Consider the following 23,925-nt stretch of genomic DNA (forward strand, 5'->3'; position numbering starts at 1 on the left):
GTGCCTCCTCCTCGGCCAGGAGCCGACGACGACCACGTCGCCGGGAACCGACACCGCCACGGGTGCTGACGCTGCCGGCGGCGCCGGACGGGTCGAGCCAGACCTGGACCGCCGGCCGGGCCGCGTCGTCGCCGGCCAGCGGGGTGGCGCCGTTGCTGCCGTGCCGGGCGAGCATCGCCACGTCCACGGTGAACTCGAAGAGCCGCCAGTCGACCTGGGGCGCCGCCCGCAGGTTGCTGGCCAGCCGCTCGATCCGGGCCCGGTCGGTCACCGGCCGGGCCCGGCCGGCGACGTACGCCTCGTCGTCGCTCTCCTCCGGCGGGAACGAGTGCAACGCGTACCGCCCGTCGCGTTCGAGGTCGCGACGCTTCGGTGAGTCGACGACAAAACAGAAGAGTCCCTCGTCGGTGATGACCGGGGAGACGGGGTGCACGCGCGGCCCACCGTCGGCGCGCACGGTCGCCAGATAGCCGAGACCCGGCCCGTACTGCTGGAGGAGGGCGCGGATCGCGCCGGCGAGGTCGGGCTCGTCAGCGGCGAATTCGGACCAGGATGCCATGTTGTCATTCTATCGAACATACGTTCGATCACCTACCCGACCCGCCGGTGCGGTCCGCCATCCGGGACGACCGCACCGGGTGGTTCGGGACGGCCGCGGCGCTGGTCCGGACACGGCCCCAGGAGCTGCCTCCGGGCCGGCCGAGGCGCTGGCCCGGGCACTGACTCGCTAAGGTGGCACGGTGCTGCTCTCCGACCGCGACCTGGTGATCGAGATCAAGGCCGGCGCGCTCGCGCTGGAGCCGTTCGAACCGGCGTTGGTACAACCGTCGAGCATCGACGTACGGCTCGACCGGCTGTTCCGGGTCTTCAACAACCACCTCTACACGCACATCGACCCGGGGGTCCAGCAGGACGACCTGACCTCGCTGGTCGACGTGCCGGACGGTGAGCCGTTCGTGCTGCACCCGGGCGAGTTCGTGCTCGCCTCCACGCTCGAGGTGATCTCCCTCGGCGACCAGCTCGCCGGCCGGCTCGAGGGCAAGTCCTCGCTGGGCCGACTGGGACTGCTCACCCACTCCACCGCCGGCTTCATCGACCCCGGATTCTCCGGGCACGTGACCCTGGAACTCTCCAACGTGGCGAACCTGCCGATCCGGCTCTGGCCGGGGATGAAGATCGGACAGCTCTGCATCTTCCGGCTCTCGTCGCCGTCCGAGCACCCGTACGGCTCGGCCGTCTACGGGTCGCGTTACCAGGGTCAGCGGGGTCCGACCCCGAGCCGCTCCTGGCAGAACTGGCGCACCTGGCCGACCCGCTGACCCGCTGACCCGCTGACCAAAGGGCCGCCCGGCCGGCGGGCGGGCCCCGGATGTCGGCGCAGACGACCAGGCCCCGGCCGCATTCCGCGACCGGGGCCTGTTGGTGTTGTCGGCCCTCCGACCCGGGGATCCGGGCCGGAGCCGTGGCCAGGATCAGGGGCGACCGAAGCCGGCAAGGCTGCCGACCGAGTCCATCCGCGCCATCTTGACCGGCTCACCGGCCGTGGAGGCGTGCACGATCCAGCCGTCGCCGACGTACATCCCGACGTGGCTGATCGGGGAGAAGTAGAAGACCAGGTCTCCGGGCTTCAGTTGGGAGCGGCTGACCCGGCTGGTGACGCTGTACTGCCGGGCGGCGTTGTGCGGCAGGGAGACGCCGGCCTGGGCCCACGACCGCAGGGTCAACCCGGAGCAGTCGTACGAGCCCGGTCCCTCGGCACCCCAGACGTACGGCTTGCCGATCTGGGCGCAGGCGTACTTGACCGCCGTACCCATGTCGCCGCCGGGGTAGGTCGCCGGACAGGGCGCGGGCCGCAGCGGGCCGCCGGCACCCCTGCCGTACGCCTCGATCCGCATCCGCTGCAGCTTGTCGATCTCGGAGTCGATCTGCTTCTTCTTCTTCGCCTGCTCGGCCTCGGTCTTGGTCAGCTCGGCGACCAGGGCGTCCAGCGGCGCCTTCTGCTCGGCCAACCGGTTCTTGAGGTCGACGACCGCCTGCACCTCGCGCTGCTCGCGGCGGGCGAACTGGTCGAGTACCGAGAGCTGGCCGATGAGCGTGCTCGGGGTCTTGTTGCTGAGCACGGCGTTCATCATCGAGGCGCGGTCACCCTTGTACGCCTCGACGGCGAACTCGCTGACCCGGTTCATCGCCGCGTCGATCTGCTTCTGCAGCGGGGCGATCTTGTCCTGCAGCTTCTTGGCCTGCTTCTTCTTCTTCGCCAGGTCCTCACGGGTGGCGTTGTGCTTTTCGATCAGCGGCTCGAGCTCGCGCCAGTTCTTGTCGATCTGGCTCTCGATCTCGGAGACCGACGGCTCGGCGACGGCGGGCGTCATGCCGACGAACAGCACGGCGACGCTGGCGATCGCGGCGAGTGTGGTGGTGAGGATGGACCGTCGCAAGCGGGTCTTCGTCGTCGGACCGCCGGCCTGGGCCGGGCGCGGGGACGACGACCGCGGGGCGGGGGCTGCCACCGGGGTCCGTACTCCTTCTTCCTCAAGTCCGCCTACCGGGTTAGCTGACGGGTTCGGGCGGGAAGAGATTCGCCCTACCGCTGACGCGCGGATTCACCCCATGGTGCCCGGGTCCCCGGTTCGTGTGAGTCGTTGATTTTGTCGACGATTCGGCGGTGTCGAGACGTGGTCGCCGGACTGGCGGCCTGCCACCGCCTCGACGGTCCCCAACATTAGAGAAGCCTGTTATCCAAACGCAACCCGTGAAAGCAGTTAATTCGCACCGCATCGGCCCGGTCGCGGATTGTGCGGGGGGACGATCGACAATTCACCACGTCGTTACACAGCCGTGAAAGTTTCCTACAGGGCGACAAGCGCAGGTGGCAGCTATTGACGGCCACGGTGTCCCGGGTGGATGGTGATCATCAGCCATCCCCGGTGACAGGAGGTCCCATGCTCCGGACACGAAGGCCGCTGACCAGGAGAATCGCGATCGGCACCGCCGTACTCGGCGCCGCGGCGCTGGTCCCGGTCGGCGCCACCCCGGCGGCGGGCGCACCGCCCACACCCGGCCGACAACAGGAGTACGCCGCCGCGGCGGCCGAGTTCGGCGTACCGGAGAGCGTGCTGCTCGCCGTCTCCTATCTGGAATCCCGCTGGGACAGCAACGCCGGCACCCCGAGCACCAGTGGCGGCTACGGCCCGATGCACCTCACCGACCACCGCCACGTCCGCTCACTCGGCGGCGCCGAACCCGAGCATGGCGAGGACCGGCGCGGCGATCCCGCCCGACCGGGCCCGGTCACCGGCCAGGCCGCCCCCGACGCCACGAGCCGGCCGACGGTCCCCGGCCAACCCAGCCCGGCCACCGCCACGGCCCCGGACGACCCCAGCGCGGACAGCCCGGGCTCCCAGACCCTGGACACCGCAGCCGGGCTCACCGGCGCCACCGAGACCGCCCTGCGCACCGACCCGGCGGCGAACATCCGGGGCGGGGCGGCACTGCTCGCAACGTACCAGCGGGACCTGGCCGGGCCGACGGGGCGGGCCAGCGACCCGGCGGCCTGGTACGGCGCGGTGGCCCGGTACGCCGGCAGCGACCAGGCGGACGCCGCCGCGGTCTTCGCCGACGAGGTGTACCGGACCATCGTCGAGGGCGCCGCCCGGACCACCGACGACGGCCACCGGATCAGCCTCGCCGCCCACCCCGGCCTCGTCCCGCAGCGCTCCCGGCTGGACCGGCTCGGCCTCCGGACGCCGCCGACCCCGGCGACCGGGGCGGGGGCGGAGTGCCCACGCGACATCTCCTGCGAGTGGATCCCGGCGCCCTACGAGGCGTTCGGCGACGGCGACTACGGCAACCACGACCTCTCCGACTGGCCGGCCCGGCAGAAGATCGAGTACATCGTCATCCACGACACCGAGGAGACGTACGACAACACGCTCCGGCTGGTGCAGGACCCGACGTACGTGAGCTGGCACTACACCCTCCGTTCCGCCGACGGGCACATCGCGCAGCACGTCCGGGCGAAGGACGTCGCCTGGCACGCCGGCAACTGGTACGTCAACGCCAAGTCGATCGGCCTCGAACACGAGGGCTTCGCCGCCCAGGGCACCTGGTACACCGAGGCGATGTACCGGACCTCGGCCAAACTGGTCCGCCACCTCGCCGCCCGGTACGACATCCCGCTCGACCGGCAGCACATCATCGGCCACGACAACGTGCCAGGGGTGCTGCCCGGCAACGTCGCCGGCATGCACTGGGACCCGGGACCGTACTGGGACTGGTCGCACTACTTCGACCTGCTCCGGGCGCCGTTCTCCCGTACCGGCGGCCCCCGCACCGGCCTGGTCACCATCGACCCGGACGTGCACACCAACCGGCCGGCCTTCACCGGCTGCGAGACCGCCGGCACGCCGTGCGCACCACACGGCTCCTCGGCGGTGGTCCTGCACAGCGCCCCGTCCGCCGACGCCCCGCTGGTCAACGACGTCGGGCTGCGGCCGGACGGCACCCCGAACACGATGCACATCGCCGACCACGGCGCCCGGGTCTCGGCCGGGCAGACGTACGCGGTCGCCGGCCGGCAGGGCGACTGGACGGCGATCTGGTACCTCGGACAGCGGGCCTGGTTCCACAACCCGGCCTCGAAGCCGACCGCGAAGTGGGCGACCGGCCTGGTCGCCACCCCGAAGCCGGGTCGCGCGACGATCCCGGTGTACGGGCGCGCGTACCCGGAGGCCGCCGCCTACCCGGCCGGGGTACCGGTGCAGGCGGTCACCCCGCTGCAGTACACCCTCGCCGCCGGTCAGCGCTACGCGGTCGGTGACGTGCTTCCCGGCGAGTACTACCGGGCCACCACCTTCGACGGCTCGTCCCCGGGTGACTGGACGGTGATTCGGGGCGACACCCGGTACGTCCAGATCCAGTTCGGCCACCGGATCATGTACGTCGACGCGGACGACGTACTGCTGCTGCCGTCCCCGGTCGGCGCGCCGCGCTGAACCCGGTCAGGTCGGGGTCGCCCGGTGCGACTCCGACCGGCCGGTCCGGTCGTCCCGCCGACCCGGCCGACCGCTCTGCTCCGGATCGGTCGGCGCGTCGACGACCGCGGTCAGCACGTCGTCGAGGGTGACCACGCCGAGCGGTACCCGGCCGTCGCTGACCAGCACCATGTGCCGGCGTTCCCGACGCATCGACAACAGCAGGTCGGCCAGGGTCCGGTCCGGGGGCACCGGGGCCAGTGGCCGGATCAGGTCGGCCGGCACCGGGGCCCGGCGCGCCGGGCCGGCGTACCCGAGAACGTCCTTCACGTGCACGAAGCCGAGCACCCGTCGGCCGGCCCGGGCGACCACCGGGAACCGGGACCGGCCGGTCCGGGTGGCCAGCACCTCCAGGGCGGCCGGCGAGACGTCCTCGGCGACCGTGGTGACCTCGGCCCACGGCCGCAACGCGTCGGCGGCGGTACGCCGGTGCAACGCCAGCGCCCCGGTGATCCGGGCGTGCTCCTCCGAGCCGAGCAGTCCCTCAGTGCGTGCCTGCGAGACCAGCCCGGCGAGTTCCTCGGCGGTGAAGACGGTCTTCACCGCGTCGGCCGCCTCGATCCGCCACAACCGCAGGATCCGCGCCGAGATCCACTTCATCGCCAGCAGCAGTGGTTTGGTCGCCACGCAGAACGCCAGCATCGCCGGGCCGAGCCAGAGCGCCGACGGCTCCGGGCCGGCCAGGGTGATGTTCTTCGGCACCATCTCGCCGACCACGGTGTGCAGGAAGACGACCGCCGCGAGGGCGAGCACGAACGCGACCGGGTGCACCGCCCCGTCCGGCATCCCGAGCGTGTGGAACGGCTCCTCCAGCAGGTGGGCGAGGGCCGGCTCGGCGATCGCGCCGAGGCCGAGCGAGCAGATGGTGATGCCGAGTTGGGCGCCGGCGATCATCAGCGGGATCTGGTTCATCGCCGACAGCGCCCAGCGGGCCCGCTTGGACCGGGTCGCGAGCGGCTCGATCACGGTACGTCTGGACGCGATCAGGGCGAACTCGCTGCCCACGAAGAAGGCGTTGCCGAGCAGCAGCAGCGCGGTGACCATCAGATTGATCATCGCTGGTCCGGATCCTCCGGGCGGACCACCCGGACCTGCTCGATCCGGTGCCGTTCCACCTCGACGACGGTGAACTCGTACCCGGCCTCGGTCACCGTCTCCCCGGCGACCGGGATGTGGCCGAGCCGGGCCAGCAGGAAGCCGGCCAGGGTCTCGTACGGGCCGTCGGGCAGCCGGAATCCGCTCCGTTCGGCAAGCTCGTCGGCGCGCAGCACGCCGTCGAGCAGAGCCGTCCGGTCACCCCCCGGGGCGGTCAGCTCGACACCGGCGGCAGCGGCCGGCCCCGGAGCCGACCCGGCGACCGCGCCGGTCCCGCCGACGCCCGTACCACCGCCGGCGGCGGGCTGCTTCTGCCTCGGCACGGCGACCGGGTCGACGGCGTCGAACTCGTCGGCGATCTCTCCGACCAGTTCCTCCACCAGGTCCTCGACGGTGACCACCCCGTCGGTGCCGCCGTACTCGTCGACCACGATCGCCAGGTCGGCACCGGCCGCCCGGAGTGCGGCGAGCACCCCGTCGAGATCGAGGCTCTCCGGCACGTACACCGGTTCCCGGGCGATGCTGGCCACCGTCGTGCTCGCCCGCCGCGCCGGCGGTACGCCCAGCGCGTCGACCACCCCGGCCACCCCGGTCACCAGGTCGAGGGTCTCCTCGTAGACCGGGAACCGGCTCCGGCCGGACCGCCGGGCCAGGCCGAGCAGTTCGGCCACCGGGGCGGTGGCGCGCAGCGCGATCACGTCGACCCGGGGCGTCATCGCCTCGGCGGCCCGCTTGTCGCCGAACCGGATCGTCCGCTGCAACAGCATCGCGGTCTCCCGGGGCAGGGCGCCGGCCTGCGCCGAGATCGCCGCCAGCAGTCCCAGCTCCTCCGGCGACCGGGCGCTGGCCAACTCCTCCTGAGGCTCGACCCCGAGCCGGCGGACCAGCCAGTTCGCCGAGTTGTTCAGTCCACGGATCAGCCAGCCGAAGGTCCGGGAGAAGGCCCGCATCGGCCCGGCGGTGGCCAGCGCCGCCGGCATCGGCCGGGCGAGGGCCGCGTTCTTGGGCACCAGCTCGCCGAAGAGCATCGAGAGCAGGGTGGCCAGGGCCAGCGCCAGCAGCGGGGTCACCCGGTCGGTGTGTTCCCCGACGAGCGGCCGCAGCGCCGGGGCGAAGAGCTTGGCCAGCGCCGGCTCGGCGAGATAGCCGGTGAGCAGGGCGGTGATGGTGATACCGAGCTGCGCACCGGAGAGCTGGAAGGAGAGTTCCCGCAACGCGCGGTGGACCGTACGGGCCCGTCGGTCACCGTCGGCCACCCGGCGGTCGAGTTCCGCCCGGTCCACCGTGACCAACGCGAACTCGGCCGCGACAAAAAAGGCGTTTCCGCCGGTCAACAGGGCGAAGCCGAGCAGCGGTAGCAGCGTGGTCAGGAGTAGGGCGTCGATGGTCGGTTCACCTCTGCCGGAATTGCGGCCCGCCCGCGGTCACCAGCACACTACCGGCCCGCCCGGCTGGTCACCGCCCCGGTCACCGCCCCGGCCAGCGTCCCGGTCGTCCCCGGTCAACGTCCATCGGCGCCGGTCAGCGCCGGTAGCAACGCCAACCGTGGGCGTCCCCCGGATCCGGGTTGTCCGGGAACGCGCCGTCGCCGTACGCGTCCCGGCAGGCGAGGTCCAGATCAACCCTTCGGGACGACAGCAGGAACCGGTCGCACTCCCAGCCGCCGTCGCCGCGGGGATCCGCCCAGCTCGCACCCCCGACGTGCCGGTCGCAGTACTGGTCGATCATCCGGGACAGCCCGCTCTGGTCGTCCGGACCGAGCAGCACCGGCGATGGTGGCGGGGCCGGGACCGCCGGCGGGGGCGGCCCGGCGGGGGCGCTGGTCGTACCGCCGGGGGTCGGGGTCGACGCGCCGCCCGCCCCGGACGGCCGGCTCGGGCTGGCCGACGGAGTGGCTGTCGCCCGGTCGTCCGGCTCGGTCGGAGTCGGGGACGGGGTACCGCTGGGCACCGCCCCGCTCGGCGTTTCCACCGGTACGACCGTCGGCGGCGGCAGCGACGGTGCTGGCGGCGGCTCGTTCCGACTTCCGTTCACCGGTACGCCGACCTGCGGTTCAGGCTCTCCCCAGATCAGCGGACGGACCGGGGTCGGCCCGAACGACACGGCGGCGGCCAGCACCACGACGCCGAGACCGACCATCGAGAGCAGTCGGATCCGACCCCCGCCCCGCTCCCGGGTCACCGCGGCGCGCCGACCCGACCCGGCGGCCTGTCCCGCCGATCCCTGGGCGCGTCCCACCCGGTGCCGCCCCGTCGTATCCGCCTCCGTCGCGTCCGGTGCGTTAGCCGTCACCCGCCGCCAGCCTCCTCACAGTCCCGGGCCGTTCGTTCCCGTGGCCCCCGGTCGACGCCGGCCATCGGCCGCCGTCAGCACGTCCAACATCAACCTGTACGGCGGGACGCCGACTGCGGTTCACCACGCTGCGTGACCGCGGCCTCCGGAACGGCGTCGGGTGGCGATCCCCAGGTTTTGATCAGGTGCCGACGACTAGCGTCGAATTCGTGATCAGTCTCCTGGATTCGCCCGCTGACGAACCCACACCCCTGACCGGAATCGCCGGCTGGGCCACCGACCTGATGGATACGCTCGGTGCACCCGGAGCGGGTCTGGCGGTCGCGCTGGAGAACCTCTTCCCGCCGCTGCCGAGCGAGATCATCTTGCCACTCGCCGGTTTCGCCGCAAGTCGGGGCGAGATGAGCCTCGCCTCGGCGATCTTCTGGACCACCCTCGGTTCGGTGGTCGGCGCGGTCGCGCTCTACTACATCGGCGCACTGCTCGGCCGCGACCGGACCCGCGCCCTGGTCGCCCGGCTGCCGCTGGTCAAGCTCAGTGACGTCGACCGGACCGAGGCGTGGTTCGTCCGGCACGGCAAGGGCACGGTCTTCTTCGGCCGGATGATCCCGATCTTCCGTAGCCTGATCTCGATTCCGGCCGGAATCGAACGGATGCCGCTCGGCACGTTCCTGATCTGCACCGCGCTGGGCAGCCTGATCTGGAACTCCGTCTTCGTGTTCGCCGGGTACCTGCTCGGCGAGAACTGGCACGTGGTCGAGGGGTACGCCGGAATCCTGCAGAACGTGGTCATCGTGGCGGTGGTCCTCGGCATCGCCTGGTTCGTGATCTCCCGGTTGACCCGGCGCAACCGCCCGCCCCGGGGCCAGCACCGGGGCTGACCGGACCGACTGGTACGGCAGCCGGCCGGGACGACATCCCGGCCGGCTCTCAACTGCCCAGGTAGCGCAGTACGGCGAGCACCCGCCGGCTGTACGCGGTCGTCCGGGACAGGTCGAGTTTGTCGAAGATCGCGTTGACGTGTTTCTCCACCGCGCTCTGCGAGACGTGCAGCTGCTCGGCGATGCCGGCGTTCGTGTGCCCCTGCGCCATGTGGTCGAGAACCATCCGCTCGCGGGCGGTGAGCCGGCTCAGCGGGTCGGTGTGGCTGGTCCGGGCCAACAGTTGACGTACCACCTCCGGGTCGAAGGCGGCCCCGCCGGAACCGACCCGGAGCAGCGCGTCCAGGAACTCGCCGACCTGGGCCACCCGGTCCTTCAGCAGGTAGCCGACCCCGCCACCGGTGTCGGTCAGCAGTTCCACGGCGTAACGCTTCTCGACGTACTGGGACAGGACCAGGACCCCGACGGCGGGCCAGCGGCGGCGCAGCTCCAGCGCGGCGCGCAGCCCCTCGTCGGTGTGGGTCGGCGGCATCCGTACGTCGACCACCGCCACCTCCGGCGGGTCCACCGCGACCGCCGCGAGCAGCTCGTCCGCGTCCCCGACCGCAGCCGTGACCTGGTGCCCCTCCTCGGCCAGCAGCCGGACCAGGCCCTCCCGGAGCAGGATCGAGTCCTCGGCCAGGATCACCCGCACGGCAGCTCCGCCCTGATCCGGGTCGGCCCGCCGACCGGGCTGGTCACCGCGAACCGGCCGTCCACGGCGGCGACCCGCCGGGCCAGCCCGGAGAGTCCGCCGCCGGCCGGATCGGCACCGCCGACCCCGTCGTCGGTGATCGTCACCGTCAACCAGCCCTCCCTGTCTGTGACCTCCACGTCGACCCGACCGGCCCGGGAGTGCCGGGCGGCGTTGGTCACCGCCTCGGAGACCACGAAGTACGCCGCTGTCTCCACCGTCGGCGGCGGCCGGTCGGTCAACCGGCAGTCGACCTGGACCGGTAGCCCCGCCGATTCGGCGACCCGGGCCAGCGCGTCGACGAGTCCCAGGTTGTCCAGCGCGGTGGGATGGACCCGCCAGGCCACCTCGCGCAGCTCGTCGAGGGCCCGCGCGGACTCCTCGTGTGCCTGCCGGAGCAGCTCCGCCGCCTTCGCCGGGTCCGTGCTGCGCCGGGCTCGCCCGACAAGCAGCCCGAGCGCCACCAGCCGCTGCTGTACGCCGTCGTGCAGGTCCCGCTCGATCCGTCGCCGTTCCGCGTCCACCGCCGCGACGATCCCGGCCCGGCTGCTGGTCAGTTCGGTGATCCGCCGTTCCAGCACCTCCCGGCCGCTCGGGCCGAGAAACCGTCGGGCCAGCCGACGGTCCAGCGCGGCGGTGCCGAGCCCGCCCTGCACCACCAGGAAGAGACCGACCAGCGCGAGCGCGAACTGGCCGAGGAGCAGCGGCAGACCGCTCTGTCCGTGCAGCGCCTCCCAGACCCAGATCCCGCCGGCCAGTACGCCCCAGCCGAACAGCAGCAGCACGGCGCCGCCGAGCAGTCCGACCACCCAGCGCGCCGCGAGGTAGCGTGCCGCCCGGCGGCCGCTGTAGTCGGCGGAGTTCTCGCTGTCGAGGAAGGTGGCCAGTCGCCACCGTTCGACCTCGGCGAGGTGCCGGGCGCCGAGCTCGACCCAGCCGACGACCCGGTGCCGGGTCTGCGGCGGGCCGTCGCCCCGTGCCCCGGCCGCGATCAGCAGCACCGAGCCGAGCCCGAGCAGGTACGTCAGCTCCACCACCCCGGTCAGCACACCGAGCAGCAGGCCGGTTCCGAGCCGGAGCCAGTGTCGGAGCAGGTCGCGCACCAGCGCCCCGGTTTCAGCTGCCGGTCTCGGCCGGGACCGGATCCGACGGCTTGTCCGGGTTGGTCGGCTTGACCGAGCGGAGCAGCACCGTCGCCACGTCGACGACCTCGACCTGGTCGGTGGCGCCCTTGCCGTTGACCCCGTCGTTGAGCATCGTCGAGCAGAACGGGCAGCCGACCGCGATGGTCCGGGCACCGGTGGAGATGGCCTCCTCGACCCGGTCCACGTTGATCCGCTTGCCGATCCGTTCCTCCATCCACATCCGGGCCCCGCCCGCGCCGCAGCAGAAGGAACGTTCCTGGTTGCGCGGCATCTCGGTGATCCCGTCGGCCGCCGCGCCGCCGGCCCGGCCGTCCTCGGCGCCACCCCGGATCGCGGCACCGAGCACCTCGCGGGGCGGGGTGAAGACCCGGTTGTGCCGGCCGAGGTAGCACGGGTCGTGGTAGGTCAGGCCGCCGTCGACCGGCTGGACCGGGGTGAGCCGGCCGGTGGCGACCAGGTGGGCCAGCAGCTGGGTGTGGTGTACGACCTCGAACTCGCCGCCGAGCTGGCCGTACTCGTTGCCGAGGGTGTTGAAGCAGTGCGGGCAGGTCGCCACGATCTTGCGCCTGCTCTTCTCCCGGCCCTCGAACGCCTCGTTCAGGGTTTCGACGTTCTGCTGGGCGAGCGTCTGGAAGAGGAACTCGTTGCCGATCCGCCGGGCCGGGTCGCCGGTGCAGGTCTCGCCCTCGCCGAGGATGGCGAAGCTGACTCCGGCCTCGTGCAGCAGGGAGGCCACCGCCCGGGTGGTCTTCTTGGCCCGGTCCTCGAACGCTCCGGCGCAGCCGACCCAGAACAGGTACTCGAAGTCGTCGACCTCGCCGACCCGGGGCACCTCGAAGTCGAGTCCCTTGGTCCAGTCCTCCCGGGTGTTCGGCGGGGCGCCCCACGGGTTGCCCTTGTTCTCCAGGTTGCGCAGCATCACGCCGGCCTCGGCCGGGAAGCTCGACTCGATCAGCACCTGGTAGCGGCGCATGTCGACGATGTGGTCGACGTGCTCGATGTCGACCGGGCACTGCTCGACGCAGGCCCCGCAGGTGGTGCAGGACCAGAGCACGTCCGGGTCGATGATGCCGCCGTCTCCGGCGCCGCCGATCAGCGGCCGGTTCGCCTCGGCGAGCGCGAGGACGTCGACGTGGGCGAGCTGCGCCTCGGTCGCCTTCTCCTCGCCGGCCGCGTCCTTGCCGCCGCCGGCCAGCAGGTACGGCGCCTTGGCGTACGCGTGGTCGCGCAGCGACAGCACCAGCAGTTTCGGCGACAGCGGCTTGCCGGTGTTCCAGGCCGGGCACTGTGACTGGCACCGGCCGCACTCGGTGCAGGTGGTGAAGTCGAGCAGGCCCTTCCAGGTGAACTGCTCGACGTGCGCGACCCCGAACTGGTCGGCCTCCGGGTCGGCCTCCTCGAAGTCGAGCGGCTTGCCCTGGCTCATCATCGGCCGGAGCGCGCCGAGGCCGGAGCCGGCCCGGGCCGGCTCGCGCTTGAAGAAGATGTTGAAGAAGGCGGCGAAGCGGTGCCAGGCGACGCCCATCGTGACGTTCAGGGCGATGACGATGACCCAGGTCATCGAAATGGCGATCTTGACCAGGGCGACCACGCTGGTGCCGGCGTCCCAGTCCGGCAGCAGGCCGCCGACCGCGTGGCTGACCGGGGTGGCCCAGAACGGGAACTCGAAGTGGTCGGTGGCGACCTTGAAGCCCCGGATCAGGAATCCGCAGACCAGTACGGCGAGGACCACCGCCTCGACGAAGTAGCCCTGCCACATGGTCGACCCGGTGAAGCGGGACCGCCGTTCCGGGTTGCCCGGCCGGTTCGCCAGTCGGATCGTGATCAGCACCAGGATGCCGATCAGGCCGAGTACCCCGATCAGTTCGGTGACCAGGCCGTAGACCGCCCAGGAGCCGAGCACCGGCAGGCCGCCGGTGGGGGTCACGACCTCGAAGTACGCCTCCAGGACCAGCAGGGAGAGCACCACGAAGGCGACCATCACGAACCAGTGCGCGGCGCCGACCACGCCCCAGCGCAGCATCCGGGTGTGGCCGAGCGTCTCGACCAGCATGGTGCGGGCCCGGGTGCGGCGGTCGGTGAAGCGTTCCGGGTCGGGCTGGCCCAGCCGGACCACCGCCACCATCTTCCGCACCGCACGGGTCGCCAGCCACACCGCGACCGCGGTGATCGCGGCCGCGAGGACCGTGGTGACGATCTGGACGCTGCCCATGCCTTGCCCTCCCCGTCTGCTGCCCTGACCGGTCCGCTGCCCGGACGGACGGCGCATCGACCGTCGGCAGCGATGTGTGCAGCCTACGCGGGAAGGTTACTCGCCGGTAACGTGACCGCGGTCGCAGCCGACCCCATCGTCGCCTGCGCACACCTTAGGTCGGAACCCTGCCTGCCCAAACCGGGGCACCCGCCGGCGGAGGCCGGTCGGGGAGGGTCAGCGCCAGCGGGACAGCAGCCCCAGCGAACCGACCATGGCACCGAACCCGATCGCGAGGTTCCAGTAGCGCCAGGTGGCGACCGGGTACTCCATCTCAGAAAGGTAGAAAACGACCAGCCAGCCGATACCGAAGACGATCAACGACACCGCGGTGATCGGCAGCCAGACCGGGCTAGGCTTACGCGTCGCCGCCGTGGACGTCGGTCGTACGTCGGTCGGCGGTGTGTACACCTTCTTCTTACGAACCTGCGACTTGGGCACGGCGCTCTCCTGAGGGGGTGGTGATCCTCGTCCGGCCTACAACCGGACGCAAGGGCGACGGTCCATGGCCAATAATGTTCGACAGCTAGCGTAGTCGCGAGAACCCGTTCAGGCCACGGACCCCGGGCAGGTTGGATACGGCGACTGATCATACCGATCGTCGACCATATCCCTCCAGAACGGGACATAATCGACGAAACGACTGTACCCGGAGGGAGGGTCGGTGGAGTACACGACCGGCGGCGCCTCCTGGCAGAAAGCACTCCGTCGGGCCATCGCCGCACTGCTTCCCCGGCGGTCGAAATCACGCCGGACCGGCTGGTCGATCGGGGTGCCGGTGATCGCCCTCGCGGCCGGCCTGCTCTTCACCACCACGGCCACCACCGCCGGTGGCACCTCACTGCGCGAGGACCGCCGACCGAAACTCGCCCAACTCATCGAGGAGCGTCGGGAACAGGTCGCGGCGGGCCAGGAACAGGCCGCCGCCCTGCACGACGACGTCGAGAGTCAGACCGCCGCGCTCGGCGGCTCGGACAGCAGGGTCCGGGCCCAGCAGGACCGCGCGGCGGCGTACCGGGAGGCCGCCGGATTCACCGCGCTGAGCGGCCCCGGCGTCAGCGTCGAACTCAACGACGCACCCCAGCACGCCGACGGCAGCAAGCCGGCGGGCGCCAGCAACGACGACCTCGTGGTGCACCAGGGCGACGTACAGGCCGTGGTCAACGCGCTCTGGGCCGGCGGCGCCGAGGCGGTGGCAATCATGAATGTCCGGATCCTCTCCACCAGCGCGGTACGCTGCGTGGGAAACACCCTGCTGCTGCACGGCCGGGTGTACTCGCCACCCTTCCTGATCACCGCCATCGGCGACCCGGCCGCCCTGCAACGCGCCCTCGCCGCCTCCGAGGGGGTCCGGTTGTTCAAGGACGCCGTCGACCACTACCAACTCGGCTACCGGGAGACCGTGGAGCCGACAGTGACCGTACCCGCGTACGACGGTCCCGGCGGGCTGCGGTCCGCCAAGGTCATTCCGGAGTGAGCCCCATGTCTGGCGACCCGAATCCGGCGCGCAACGGTCGGCACCGTGCCTCGAACCACGACGACCCCACCATGATCATTCCCCGTCCGGTGGACAGCCCCCGCTCGGACCCGGAGGACACCATCGCGCTGCCCTCCGGGAGCCAGGGGCAGCGGCCGGCCGAAACCGGTCCGGTGACCCGGCCGGCCGGCACCGGACCCGTGGCGGGTGGGGCGGCTCCACCGACGTCACCGGCCGGGCCACGCCCGCGCGACACGCCGGACCGGGACGCCCGGCCACCCGCCGCCGGCGCCCAGTCCGAACAACGGCAACAGCCTCGGACCTCCCAGCAGCAGATGCCGCCCGGCCGGGCCGACCAGTGGACCACCCCACCCCGGACCGACCAGCAGCAGCTGCCGCCGCATCGGGTCGAGCAGCAGCGGCAGCCAACGGACCCCTATCGGGACAGCCCGCGCCAGGCCGGTTGGGATCCCGCACCCCGGGGCGCCCAGGACCGGTGGGAGCCGGCCCGCGCGACCGGCCCCGACCGCGACGACCGCGACCCCTGGCGGCCCACCCCGGCGCCCGACGCCGAGCGCTGGTCCCCCGCCGCCAGCCCCGAGTGGCGCCAGCCCGAGCCCGCCACCAGCCCCGAGTGGCGCCAGGCGGCACCCGGCGGGTCCGATCCGGCCGCCGGCCTCCGCCCGGCGCCGCACACGGGACAGATCCGGCCGTCCGGTCCGGATCTGCCGGACAACCACGGCCGTACGCCGCACGCTCAACCGTCGGCGCCGCCGCCCACCGGCGACCGCACCGGCACCGCACCGGCCGTCGACAGCCCGACCACCGTCATCCCGAAGATTCCGCCGACCCCGCACTCCGACCCGGCGGCCACCGCGCTGATCCCCGCCGTGTCCGCCCGGACCGGTGGAAGCGGCGGCACCGCCCGGGGGCAGCGGGAGGACATCGAGGCGACCGCACTCATCGGCGCCATCCCGCCCAGGCCCGCAACCAGCGACGAGCCGGACGACAACACCGGGGCGGCGGAGGCCGAACGCCGGCCACGCCGTGGCGAAAAGGTCGTCCGACTCCGCCCGGAGCAGGTCGGCGAGGGCTACAAGAGTGTCTACTCCGAACTGACCCGACCCACGCTCGGGTCCCGGATCCGCACCGGCGTACGGGCCACCGGCGAAGTGTTGATCACCTTCGGGCTGGTGGTGCTCCTCTTCGCCGCGTACGAGATCTGGGGCAAGTCGACAATCGTCAACGCCCACCAGGACGACCTCGGCCAGCAACTGGCCCAGCAGTGGGACGAGCCCGACCCGACGGTCTCCACCGGCCCGACCCCGACCGTCACCCCGTCCCCCGTCAAACCGGTCCAGGGCAAACCGATCGCCGGGCTCTACATCCCCAAGTTCGACAAGGAGTGGATCGTGGTCGAGGGGGTGACCCAGAAGGACATCCGGTACGCCCCCGGTCACTACCCGAAGAGCGCCCTGCCCGGCCAGGTCGGCAACTTCTCCGTCGCCGGCCACCGCAACCGTGCCACCTTCTGGCGTCTCGACGAACTGCGCAACGGCGACCCGATCGTCGTCGAGGCCAGGAACGCCTGGTACGTCTACCACGTCTCGCAGACCCGGATCGTCAAGCCGTCCCAGGTGGAGGTGGTCGCGCCGGTACCCGGTCAGCCCGGCGCCAAACCGAAGAAGGCGATGCTGACCCTGACCACCTGCAATCCCAAGTTCGACAACTACCAGCGCCTGATCATCCACGCCGAGCTGGTCCGGACCGATCCGAAGACACCGGGCAGCCCGCGCCCGGCCGAGTTGGGTGGCTGACCGTCATGTACGCCTGGATCTGGCGGAAGCTGCCGTTCGGCCTGCCGGGGAAGCTGCTCGGCTCACTCCTGATCACCGCGAGCCTGCTCGCCCTGCTCTGGTACGTCGTCTTCCCCTGGGCCGAGCCGCTGCTACCGTTCGACGACGTACAGGTCGAATCCGGTATCCCCGGGGACGACCCGGCCGGCGGCGAGGCGGGGGTCGACGGGGTCGGGGGAGAGCAGGACGCTCCGGGCGACGAACACGACATCCCGTACGACACCGAAGAGAACAACACTCCACCACCCAGCCCCACCAGGTAGGCGACCCGATGCGCGTCCTCGTGATCGACAACTACGACTCGTTCGTCTTCAACCTCGTGCAGTACCTCGGCCAGCTCGGCGCCGACTGCGAGGTACGCCGCAACGACGAGATCAGCGTGGCCGAGGTGGGCCGGCTCGACGTGGCCGGGGTGCTGCTGTCCCCGGGCCCCGGGGCGCCGGACCGGGCCGGGATCTGCCTCGACGTGATCCACGAGTACGCCGGCAAACTGCCGATCTTCGGCGTCTGCCTGGGGCACCAGGCGATCGGTGCCGCGTTCGGCGCCACCGTCACCCGGGCACCGGAGCTGCTGCACGGCAAGACGTCCGAGGTCCGACACCGGGGCGAGGGAGTCCTGGCCGGCCTGCCGGATCCGTTCACCGCGACCCGGTACCACTCGCTCGCCGTACCGTCGGAGACGCTGCCGGCGGAGATCGAGGTCACCGGCTGGACCGAGTCCGGGGTGGTGATGGCGATGCGGCACCGCACCCTGCCGATCGAGGGTGTGCAGTTCCACCCCGAGTCGGTGCTGACCGAGGGCGGTCACCTGCTGCTGGCCAACTGGCTGGCCGCCTGCGGTCTGCCCGCCGCCCTGGACCGGGCTCCGGCGCTGGCCGCCGAGGTAAACGCCCGGCGGCTGGCGGCCTTCGCCACCACCTGAGTCGCCGCCCCCGCTAGATTCCGGTCCGCGACCACGCCGGATCGTGACCACGGCCGGTCCGCGACCAAGGCCGGACCGGGGGCAGTCCCCGACCCGGCCGCGTCGTCAGCGGGTCCGCGGCGAACTGGTGAGCGGCGGCAGGATCCCGCCACCCCCGCCCGGCGGCTCGGTCGGCGGCGGGGTGGTCGGCGGCCCCGTCGGCGGGTTCTCGGGGAGCTGCTCTCCCGGCACCGTGACGGTGAGCACGATGGTCGTGCCGCGCTTGGTCGGCCTGGTGTGGCTCTGCTTCTCGACCTCCGGAACCTCGTCCGGGCCGACCTCCCTGCCGTCGGTCAGCCGGGACGGGAAGCCGGCCTCCCGCAGTCGGGCCTGCGCCGTCTCCGGCGAGAGTCCGACCACGTTCGGCACCGAGATGATGTTGCCCCGGGAGACCTCGACGACAACCTTGCTGCCCGGCTTCACCTTCTCGCCGGACGCAGGGCTGATCTTGACGACCTCACCCTCGGGTGCTTCGTTGTCGACGTCCTTGCGGTCGGCCTCCAGGTCCGCCTCTTTCAGCCGGGCCTCGACAAACTCGTACTTTCCGCCGACCAGGCCGAGCGGAACCTCGACGGTGCCCGGCCCGGTGCAGAGCACGATCTCGACCGTGGACTTCTCGGTGACCTGAGCACCGGCGGCGGGGGTCTGACCGGTGACCTGGCCCACCTCGCAGTCGTCGCTGGTGTCCGGCTGCCCGTTCTGCACCGTAAGCCCGGCCTGTTCCAGCCGCTGTGCGGCGACGTCGCGGCTGGCGCCGACCACGTCCGGCACCGGCACCTTCTGCGGCGACTCCCGCAGCACCAGGGCGGCGACCAGGGCGATCACGGCCAGCACGCCGAGCGCGCTCAGGGTGGCGATCACCCAGGCCGAGGAGCGGCGTCGACGGGCGTCGCCGACCCGGGCCGCCGGTGGCATCGGCCGCCCGCCACCGGAGACCGGGCGGGCCGGCGGCTGCTGCGCCATCCGGACCGTCTCGTCCTCCCGCAGCACCGGGGTCGCCATCACCGGGCGGCCCGCCGCCGCCCGGAGCAGGTCGGCGCGCATCTCGGCGGCGCTCTGGTAGCGGTTGAGCGGGTTCTTCGACAGCGCCTTCAGGACGATCGCGTCGATCGGCGGGGTGACGTCCGGGTTGATGTCGCTCGGCGACGGCGGGTCCTCCCGGACGTGCTGGTACGCGACGCTCACCGGGCTGTCGCCGACAAACGGCGGATGACCGCAGAGCAGTTCGAAGAGCACACAGCCGGCGGCGTAGACGTCGGACCGGGCGTCGACCGCCTCGCCCCGGGCCTGTTCCGGGGAGAGGTACTGGGCGGTCCCGATCACCGCGCTGGTCTGCGTCATCGTGGTCGCCCCGCTGGCCAGTGCCCGGGCGATACCGAAGTCCATGACCTTGACCTGGCCGGTCTGGGTCATCATCACGTTTCCGGGCTTGATGTCCCGGTGGATGATGTTGTGTCGGTGGCTGAACTCCAGGGCGGCGCAGACGTCGGCGGTGATCTCCAGCGCCCGGCGGGGCATCAGCCGCCCCTCGGCGGCGAGCACCTCCTTCAGCGTCCGGCCGTTGACGAACTCCATGACGATGAACGGCAGGGTCTCGCCGGTCGGGGCGATCTCCTCGCCGGTGTCGTAGACCGCGACGATCGCCGGGTGGTTCAGCGACGCGGCGTTCTGCGCCTCCCGGCGGAACCGCATCTGGAACGTGTCGTCCCGGGCAAGATCGGTACGGAGCATCTTGATCGCGACATCACGACCGAGTCGAAGGTCACGACCACGGTGCACCTCGGCCATGCCGCCGTACCCGAGCAGCTCGCCGACCTGGTACCTGCCTCCCAGCAGGCGGGCCTGCGCCGTCATCTCGTGTCTCGTCCTTCGCTCGTCTGGTAACCCGGCCAGGGATTGCCGGTCCGCTCCACCTGACGGTACGGCGCGTTCGGCGAATCGTCGCGTCCGCTTACCGACCAGGAGTCCGCTGCCGTCACCCTCGTCCCCGCCATCCCGCCGTTCAACTGTGCCTGTCGCCACTGATAGGCAATCACGCCCGAACAGATCAACACCATCAGGCCCAGTACGACGAAGAGCACGATCAGCAACGAGCGGTTTCCGGAGGGTGCGGTCGACGTCGGGCCGACCGGCCTCGCCGGGTAGGAGTAGGGGGCGTCGGCCCGGGGGCGGGGCGGCTGCGGCACCGCCGCCGCCCCACGGTTGTAACCGGCCGGACCGGGGGTCGCGCCGGCTGGCGGTCGGGGGGCCGGTACCGCCGGGTGCGGCGGGGCGGCCGGCGAGTGCGGCGGCGCCACCGGGGAGTGCGGTGTGACCGCCGGCGGGAAGTTCGGTGCCACCCGGGCGCTGTGCCCGGAGGTCGGCCGGGATGCGGGCGGGGTCGAGACCGGTCCCCGTGGCGGCGTGGGCGGACCCGGCTGCTGCGGGGGCATCGGGATCGCGACCACCGGTCGGGCGGGCTGGTGCGACGTACCGATGGTGGCGGCGGCCTGCCGGGAGACCGCGGCCAGCTCGGCGGCGCTCTGCCACCGGGTCGCCGGGTCCTTCGCCATCGACCGCTCGACGATCGCCCGGACCGCCGGCGGGATGTCACCGGGCAGCGGTCGCGGCTGGTCCCGGACGTGTTTCATGGCGATGTCGATCGGGGTGTTGCCCTCGAACGGCCGCCGGCCGGCAAGACACTGGTACGCCACCACGCCGAGCGCGTACACGTCGGAGGCGGGGGTGGCGACGGCGCCGGCCGCCTGCTCCGGCGAGATGTACGACGCGGTGCCCAGCACCGAGCCGGCGGCGGTGAGCTGGCCGACCATGTCCGAGCGGGCGATGCCGAAGTCGGTGAGGACCAGGGTGCCGTTCGGCCGGACCAGCAGGTTGCCGGGCTTGACGTCCCGGTGCACGATGCCCTTGTCGTGGGCGGCCTGCAGCGCGTCGGCCGCCTGGGCGACCAGGGCCATCGTCCGGGCCGGGGTGAGCCGGCCGACCCGGCTCAGCGTCCGGGACAGCGCGTCGCCCTCGACGTACTCCATGACCAGGAAGGCGATCTGCTGGTCGCTGCCGTAGTCGTAGACGTCGACCACCCCGGGGTGGTTGATGGTCGCCATGGTCCGGGCCTCGCCCCGGAACCGTTCGGCGAACCCCGGTTCGTCGAGCAGGGCCGGCAGCAGGATCTTGACCGCCACGGTCCGGCCGAGCACCTCGTCGGTGCCCCGCCAGACGTCGCCCATGCCGCCACCGGCGATCCGCTCGTCGAGGCGGTAGCGGTTGCCGAGCAGCACCCCGGGCTTGAGCATGTCACCGGCCTCCCCGGTCGGCGATGACGGCACGCATGATCTCGCCGCTGATCCGCGCCGCCTCGCCACTGCCGCCGGGGCCGGCGGCCTCCAGGAAGACGCAGACGGCGGAGATCGGCTCGCCCTTGTCGTTCAACGCGAAACCGATGAACCAACCGTGGTCGGGGGTGTTGCCGCCGTTCTCGGCGGTACCGGTCTTGCCGCCGACCCGGTAGCCGTTGATCCGGGCGTTCGTACCGGTGCCGTTCTGCACGACGCTGACCATCATGTCCTGCAGCGTCCGGGCCACGTCGCCGCTGACCGACTGGCGCAGCTGCTTCGGGGCCGCCTTGTAGTACTTGGTGGTGCGGTCCGGGCCGAGCAGCTGGTCCACCAGGTACGGCCGCATCTGCTGGCCGTTGTTGGCCACCGCGGCGGCGATCATGGCACCTTCGAGCGGGGTCATCCGGACGTTGTTCTGCCCGATCGAGGACTGGGCGACCGAGGGCGGGTCGTCCTGGCCGCCGGGGGCGACCATGTCGCCGGTACGGCTGGGCGCCACCGACTGGCCGCCCTCGTTCAGCCGGCCCACCGCGAGTTCCTCGTCCTCGAAGCCGAACTTCCGGGCCTCGTCCTTGATCTTCTGCGAGCCGAGCTTGACGCCGAGTTTGGCGAAGCCGGTGTTGCAGGATTCGGTGAGCGCGTCCTTCAACGTCACCTCGTCCTCCGGGCAGATGCTCGGCGCGGCGTTCCGGATCGGCTGGCCACCGGTCGGCGGCAGGTAGCTGGCACCGGCCGGGATGTTGGTGTTCGGGGTGTAGCCGTTCTCCAGGGCCGCCGCCGCCATGATGACCTTCATGGTCGAGCCGGGCGGGAAGACCTCGGAGAGCGCCCGGTTCTTCAGCGGGCCGTCCTTGTCCGCCAGCAGCTTGTCGTACGCCGCCTGGGCCTGCTTGGTGCTGGGGTCGACCAGCTCGTTCGGGTCGAAGCTCGGCATCGAGACCAGTGCCTGGATCGCCCCGGTACGCGGGTCGATCGCCACCGCGGCCCCCCTGGTCGCGCCGACCCGGTTCTCCGAGAGCTGCTTGAAGGCGGCCTCCTGGGCCCGGGGCGAGAGGGTGAGCAGCACGTCACCGCCGGCGGTCTGCTTGCCGGTGAACAGGTCCCGCAGCCGGTCGGCGAAGAGCTGGTCGCTGGTGCCGGCGAGGAACTCGTTCTCGCTCTTCTCGATCCCGGTGGCACCGAGGTTGACCGGCTTGTAGCCGAGCACGTGGGCGTAGACCTCGCCCTTCGGGTACGTCCGGAGGAACTTCAGCGTCCCGTCGGTCTCCCTGCTGGTCGCCAACGGGGTGCCGGCCGCCTCGATGATGCCACGCTTGCGCTGGTACTCGGCGACCTGGACCCGGCCGTTGTAGTCGCTGTTGCGGTAGTCGTCGGCCTTGAGGGCCTGCACGTAGTTGAGGTTGACGAAGAGCAGGCCGAACAGGACCATCACCACGACGCCTACCCGGCGCAGGGGCGCGTTCACGGTCGGATCACCTCCGTTGGGGCGCCGTGCAACTGGACCGGCGGTCCGGCGGGTGCCCCGCTCTGTCGTGGCGCGCCGCCGGACTCGACCGGTCGGCGGGCCGCGTCGGAGATCCGCAGCAGCGTCGCGATGAGCAGCCAGTTCGCCATCAGCGACGAACCACCGGCCGAGAGGAACGGGGTGGTCTGGCCGGTGAGCGGGATGAGCTTGCTGATCCCGCCGACGATGACGAAGACCTGCAGGCCCAGGGTGAAGGAGAGACCGCCGGCGAGCAGCTTGCCGAACGAGTCCCGGACGGCCAGCGCGGCCCGCAGCCCCCGCTGGACGACCAGCAGGTAGATCACCAGCAGCGCGGAGAGGCCGAAGAGGCCGATCTCCTCGCCCATGCCGGCGAAGATGAAGTCGTTGTGCACCTCGGGCACCAGGTCCGGCTGTCCACCGCCCGGCCCGGCGCCGAACAGGCCGCCGGTGCCGAGACCGAGCAGCCCCTGCACCAGTTGGTAGCCGGCGTTGTGCGGGTCGGCGAACGGGTCGAGCCAGATCTCGGCCCGGAGGTAGAAGTTGGCGAACGGCCCCCCGACGGTGCTGCCGAGGAAGTAGGCCAGGAACGCCCCGCCGAAGAAGAGCAGCAGACCGATGATCAGCCAGCTGACCCGCTCGGTGGCGATGTACAGGGTGACCACGAACATGCCGAAGTAGAGCAGTGAGGTGCCGAGGTCCTTCTCGAAGATCAGGACCAGCAGGCTGACCGCCCAGACCACCAGCACCGGGCCGAGGTCACGGCCGCGCGGAAAGTCGATGCCGAGGAAGCGCCGGCTGGCCAGCGACAGCACCTCACGCTTGCGGACCAGGTAGTAGGCGAAGAAGACCAGCAGGGCCAGCTTGGCGAACTCACCGGGCTGGATCTGGCCGAGGCCGGGGATGATGACCCAGAGCTTGGCGCCGTTGATCTCGGAGAACCTGCGCGGCAGCACCGCCGGCAGCATCACCAGGACGATACCGGCCAACCCCAGGGTGTACGAGTACCGGGAGATCGCCCGGTGGTCGCGCATCAGGACCAGCAGGACGGCGGCGAGCACCACCGCGGCCAGGGTCCAGGCGAGCTGTCGGCCACCGATACCGGCGAAGATCGGGAAGTCGGCCCGGTCCTGCGGCGCGAGTTCGGAGTCGACCAGGTCGAGCCGGCGCAGGAAGGCCACGCCGAGCCCGTTGAGCAGGGCGACCGCCGGCATCAGCACCGGGTCGGCGTACGGTGCCCGCCACCGGACCACCACGTGCAGGGCGAGGAAGACCACGGTGAGCGCGGCGGTCGGCACCCAGAAGTCGAGCGTCACCGTCTGGAGCAGGGTCGCCTCGACCGTCGCCGCGTACGCCGCCACCAGGGCCATGGCGAACAGCAGCAGC

At 71.8% G+C, this 23,925-nt stretch carries 19 protein-coding genes, 1 pseudogene and 1 riboswitch; of the genes and pseudogenes, 7 read left to right on the plus strand and 13 right to left on the minus strand.

The window, feature by feature from the left end; genetic code table 11:
- A partial coding sequence (locus ABGB05_RS25370) for a pyridoxamine 5'-phosphate oxidase family protein (RefSeq protein ID WP_347656091.1) occupies nucleotides 1-559 on the minus strand: 559 nt, incomplete at its 3' end.
- Between the two features lie 181 nt (nucleotides 560-740).
- Here ABGB05_RS25370 and dcd point away from each other — a divergent pair.
- On the plus strand, nucleotides 741-1,319 hold the full coding sequence (gene dcd / locus ABGB05_RS25375) for a dCTP deaminase (protein WP_347656093.1): 579 nt from the start codon (nucleotides 741-743) through the stop codon (nucleotides 1,317-1,319).
- A 153-nt stretch (nucleotides 1,320-1,472) separates the two neighbouring features.
- Here dcd and ABGB05_RS25380 read toward each other — a convergent pair whose 3' ends face one another.
- On the minus strand, nucleotides 1,473-2,438 hold the full coding sequence (locus ABGB05_RS25380; RefSeq protein WP_347656095.1) for an NlpC/P60 family protein: 966 nt from the start codon (nucleotides 2,436-2,438) through the stop codon (nucleotides 1,473-1,475).
- Between the two features lie 86 nt (nucleotides 2,439-2,524).
- A riboswitch (cyclic di-AMP (ydaO/yuaA leader) is annotated at nucleotides 2,525-2,675 on the minus strand.
- A 267-nt stretch (nucleotides 2,676-2,942) separates the two neighbouring features.
- Here ABGB05_RS25380 and ABGB05_RS25385 point away from each other — a divergent pair.
- Nucleotides 2,943-4,994 (plus strand): N-acetylmuramoyl-L-alanine amidase, encoded by a 2,052-nt coding sequence (locus tag ABGB05_RS25385; protein ID WP_347656097.1) that lies wholly within the window; start codon nucleotides 2,943-2,945, stop codon nucleotides 4,992-4,994.
- Nucleotides 4,995-5,000: 6 nt separating this feature from the next.
- On the opposite strand, the gene ABGB05_RS25390 is transcribed toward ABGB05_RS25385, so the two are convergent.
- The 3 genes from ABGB05_RS25390 to ABGB05_RS25400 all read right to left on the minus strand — a co-directional run bounded on the left by ABGB05_RS25390 (nucleotide 5,001) and on the right by ABGB05_RS25400 (nucleotide 8,420).
- Nucleotides 5,001-6,089: a hemolysin family protein gene (locus ABGB05_RS25390; RefSeq protein ID WP_347656098.1), complete on the minus strand. Its 1,089-nt coding sequence runs from the start codon at nucleotides 6,087-6,089 to the stop codon at nucleotides 5,001-5,003.
- A complete protein-coding gene (locus ABGB05_RS25395; RefSeq protein WP_347656202.1) occupies nucleotides 6,086-7,513 on the minus strand; it encodes a hemolysin family protein in 1,428 nt (475 codons plus the stop codon). The genes ABGB05_RS25390 and ABGB05_RS25395 overlap by 4 nt, the downstream gene beginning before the upstream one ends.
- A gap of 136 nt (nucleotides 7,514-7,649) precedes the next feature.
- Nucleotides 7,650-8,420 carry a hypothetical protein gene (locus ABGB05_RS25400; protein ID WP_347656100.1) on the minus strand — a complete coding sequence of 257 codons (771 nt, stop codon included), beginning with the start codon at nucleotides 8,418-8,420 and terminating at the stop codon, nucleotides 7,650-7,652.
- Nucleotides 8,421-8,641: 221 nt separating this feature from the next.
- Between ABGB05_RS25400 and ABGB05_RS25405 the strand changes: the two are divergent.
- Nucleotides 8,642-9,274, plus strand: a pseudogene (locus ABGB05_RS25405) (DedA family protein); the annotation flags it as partial.
- 76 nt (nucleotides 9,275-9,350) lie between these two features.
- Here ABGB05_RS25405 and ABGB05_RS25410 read toward each other — a convergent pair.
- The 4 genes from ABGB05_RS25410 to ABGB05_RS25425 form a co-directional block, all read right to left on the minus strand.
- The gene (locus tag ABGB05_RS25410) at nucleotides 9,351-9,995 is read right to left on the minus strand and encodes a response regulator transcription factor (RefSeq protein WP_347656102.1); all 645 of its coding nucleotides are present in this window, start codon (nucleotides 9,993-9,995) and stop codon (nucleotides 9,351-9,353) included.
- On the minus strand, nucleotides 9,986-11,137 hold the full coding sequence (locus ABGB05_RS25415; RefSeq protein WP_347656103.1) for a sensor histidine kinase: 1,152 nt from the start codon (nucleotides 11,135-11,137) through the stop codon (nucleotides 9,986-9,988). The genes ABGB05_RS25410 and ABGB05_RS25415 overlap by 10 nt, the downstream gene beginning before the upstream one ends.
- A 13-nt stretch (nucleotides 11,138-11,150) precedes the next feature.
- The gene (locus ABGB05_RS25420; RefSeq protein WP_347656105.1) at nucleotides 11,151-13,391 is read right to left on the minus strand and encodes a (Fe-S)-binding protein; all 2,241 of its coding nucleotides are present in this window, start codon (nucleotides 13,389-13,391) and stop codon (nucleotides 11,151-11,153) included.
- Nucleotides 13,392-13,607: 216 nt separating this feature from the next.
- Complete coding sequence (locus tag ABGB05_RS25425) at nucleotides 13,608-13,871, minus strand: cell division protein CrgA (protein WP_347656107.1); 264 nt, start codon at nucleotides 13,869-13,871, stop codon at nucleotides 13,608-13,610.
- A 223-nt stretch (nucleotides 13,872-14,094) separates the two neighbouring features.
- On the opposite strand from ABGB05_RS25425, the gene ABGB05_RS25430 reads away from it, so the two are divergent.
- From ABGB05_RS25430 to ABGB05_RS25445, 4 genes are read left to right on the plus strand one after another with little or no spacing between them, the layout of a single operon-like run.
- A complete protein-coding gene (locus ABGB05_RS25430) occupies nucleotides 14,095-14,907 on the plus strand; it encodes a DUF881 domain-containing protein (RefSeq protein ID WP_347656109.1) in 813 nt (270 codons plus the stop codon).
- 5 nt (nucleotides 14,908-14,912) lie between these two features.
- Nucleotides 14,913-16,724 (plus strand): class E sortase, encoded by a 1,812-nt coding sequence (locus tag ABGB05_RS25435; RefSeq protein WP_347656204.1) that lies wholly within the window; start codon nucleotides 14,913-14,915, stop codon nucleotides 16,722-16,724.
- Nucleotides 16,725-16,729: 5 nt separating this feature from the next.
- Nucleotides 16,730-17,026, plus strand: coding sequence for a hypothetical protein (locus ABGB05_RS25440; protein WP_347656110.1), 297 nt, complete (start codon nucleotides 16,730-16,732; stop codon nucleotides 17,024-17,026).
- Nucleotides 17,027-17,034: 8 nt separating this feature from the next.
- Nucleotides 17,035-17,685 carry an aminodeoxychorismate/anthranilate synthase component II gene (locus tag ABGB05_RS25445; RefSeq protein ID WP_347656111.1) on the plus strand — a complete coding sequence of 217 codons (651 nt, stop codon included), beginning with the start codon at nucleotides 17,035-17,037 and terminating at the stop codon, nucleotides 17,683-17,685.
- A 105-nt stretch (nucleotides 17,686-17,790) separates the two neighbouring features.
- Here the strand turns inward: ABGB05_RS25445 and pknB are convergent, their stop codons facing one another.
- From pknB to ABGB05_RS25465, 4 genes are read right to left on the minus strand one after another with little or no spacing between them, the layout of a single operon-like run.
- The gene (pknB, locus tag ABGB05_RS25450; protein WP_347656113.1) at nucleotides 17,791-19,578 is read right to left on the minus strand and encodes a Stk1 family PASTA domain-containing Ser/Thr kinase; all 1,788 of its coding nucleotides are present in this window, start codon (nucleotides 19,576-19,578) and stop codon (nucleotides 17,791-17,793) included.
- Complete coding sequence (locus ABGB05_RS25455) at nucleotides 19,575-21,014, minus strand: protein kinase (protein WP_347656115.1); 1,440 nt, start codon at nucleotides 21,012-21,014, stop codon at nucleotides 19,575-19,577. The genes pknB and ABGB05_RS25455 overlap by 4 nt, the downstream gene beginning before the upstream one ends.
- A 1-nt stretch (nucleotide 21,015) precedes the next feature.
- Nucleotides 21,016-22,521 (minus strand): penicillin-binding protein 2, encoded by a 1,506-nt coding sequence (locus ABGB05_RS25460; protein ID WP_347656117.1) that lies wholly within the window; start codon nucleotides 22,519-22,521, stop codon nucleotides 21,016-21,018.
- Nucleotides 22,518-23,909 carry an FtsW/RodA/SpoVE family cell cycle protein gene (locus ABGB05_RS25465; RefSeq protein WP_347656205.1) on the minus strand — a complete coding sequence of 464 codons (1,392 nt, stop codon included), beginning with the start codon at nucleotides 23,907-23,909 and terminating at the stop codon, nucleotides 22,518-22,520. Before ABGB05_RS25465 ends, ABGB05_RS25460 begins: the two co-directional genes overlap by 4 nt.
- Nucleotides 23,910-23,925: the final 16 nt, after the last annotated feature.

Source organism: Plantactinospora sp. B5E13 (assembly GCF_039871775.1).
GTDB lineage: Bacteria > Actinomycetota > Actinomycetes > Mycobacteriales > Micromonosporaceae > Plantactinospora.

Excerpts from the sequence above, each read along its gene's own strand:
- ABGB05_RS25385 (WP_347656097.1), top strand. The coding sequence starts at position 2,943 with ATGCTCCGGACACGAAGGCCGCTGACCAGGAGAATCGCGATCGGCACC.
- ABGB05_RS25390 (WP_347656098.1), bottom strand. The coding sequence starts at position 6,089 with ATGATCAATCTGATGGTCACCGCGCTGCTGCTGCTCGGCAACGCCTTC.
- ABGB05_RS25420 (WP_347656105.1), bottom strand. The coding sequence starts at position 13,391 with ATGGGCAGCGTCCAGATCGTCACCACGGTCCTCGCGGCCGCGATCACC.
- ABGB05_RS25435 (WP_347656204.1), top strand. The coding sequence starts at position 14,913 with ATGTCTGGCGACCCGAATCCGGCGCGCAACGGTCGGCACCGTGCCTCG.
- ABGB05_RS25440 (WP_347656110.1), top strand. The coding sequence starts at position 16,730 with ATGTACGCCTGGATCTGGCGGAAGCTGCCGTTCGGCCTGCCGGGGAAG.
- ABGB05_RS25445 (WP_347656111.1), top strand. The coding sequence starts at position 17,035 with ATGCGCGTCCTCGTGATCGACAACTACGACTCGTTCGTCTTCAACCTC.
- pknB (WP_347656113.1), bottom strand. The coding sequence starts at position 19,578 with ATGACGGCGCAGGCCCGCCTGCTGGGAGGCAGGTACCAGGTCGGCGAG.
- ABGB05_RS25455 (WP_347656115.1), bottom strand. The coding sequence starts at position 21,014 with ATGCTCAAGCCCGGGGTGCTGCTCGGCAACCGCTACCGCCTCGACGAG.
- ABGB05_RS25465 (WP_347656205.1), bottom strand. The coding sequence starts at position 23,909 with ATGGCCCTGGTGGCGGCGTACGCGGCGACGGTCGAGGCGACCCTGCTC.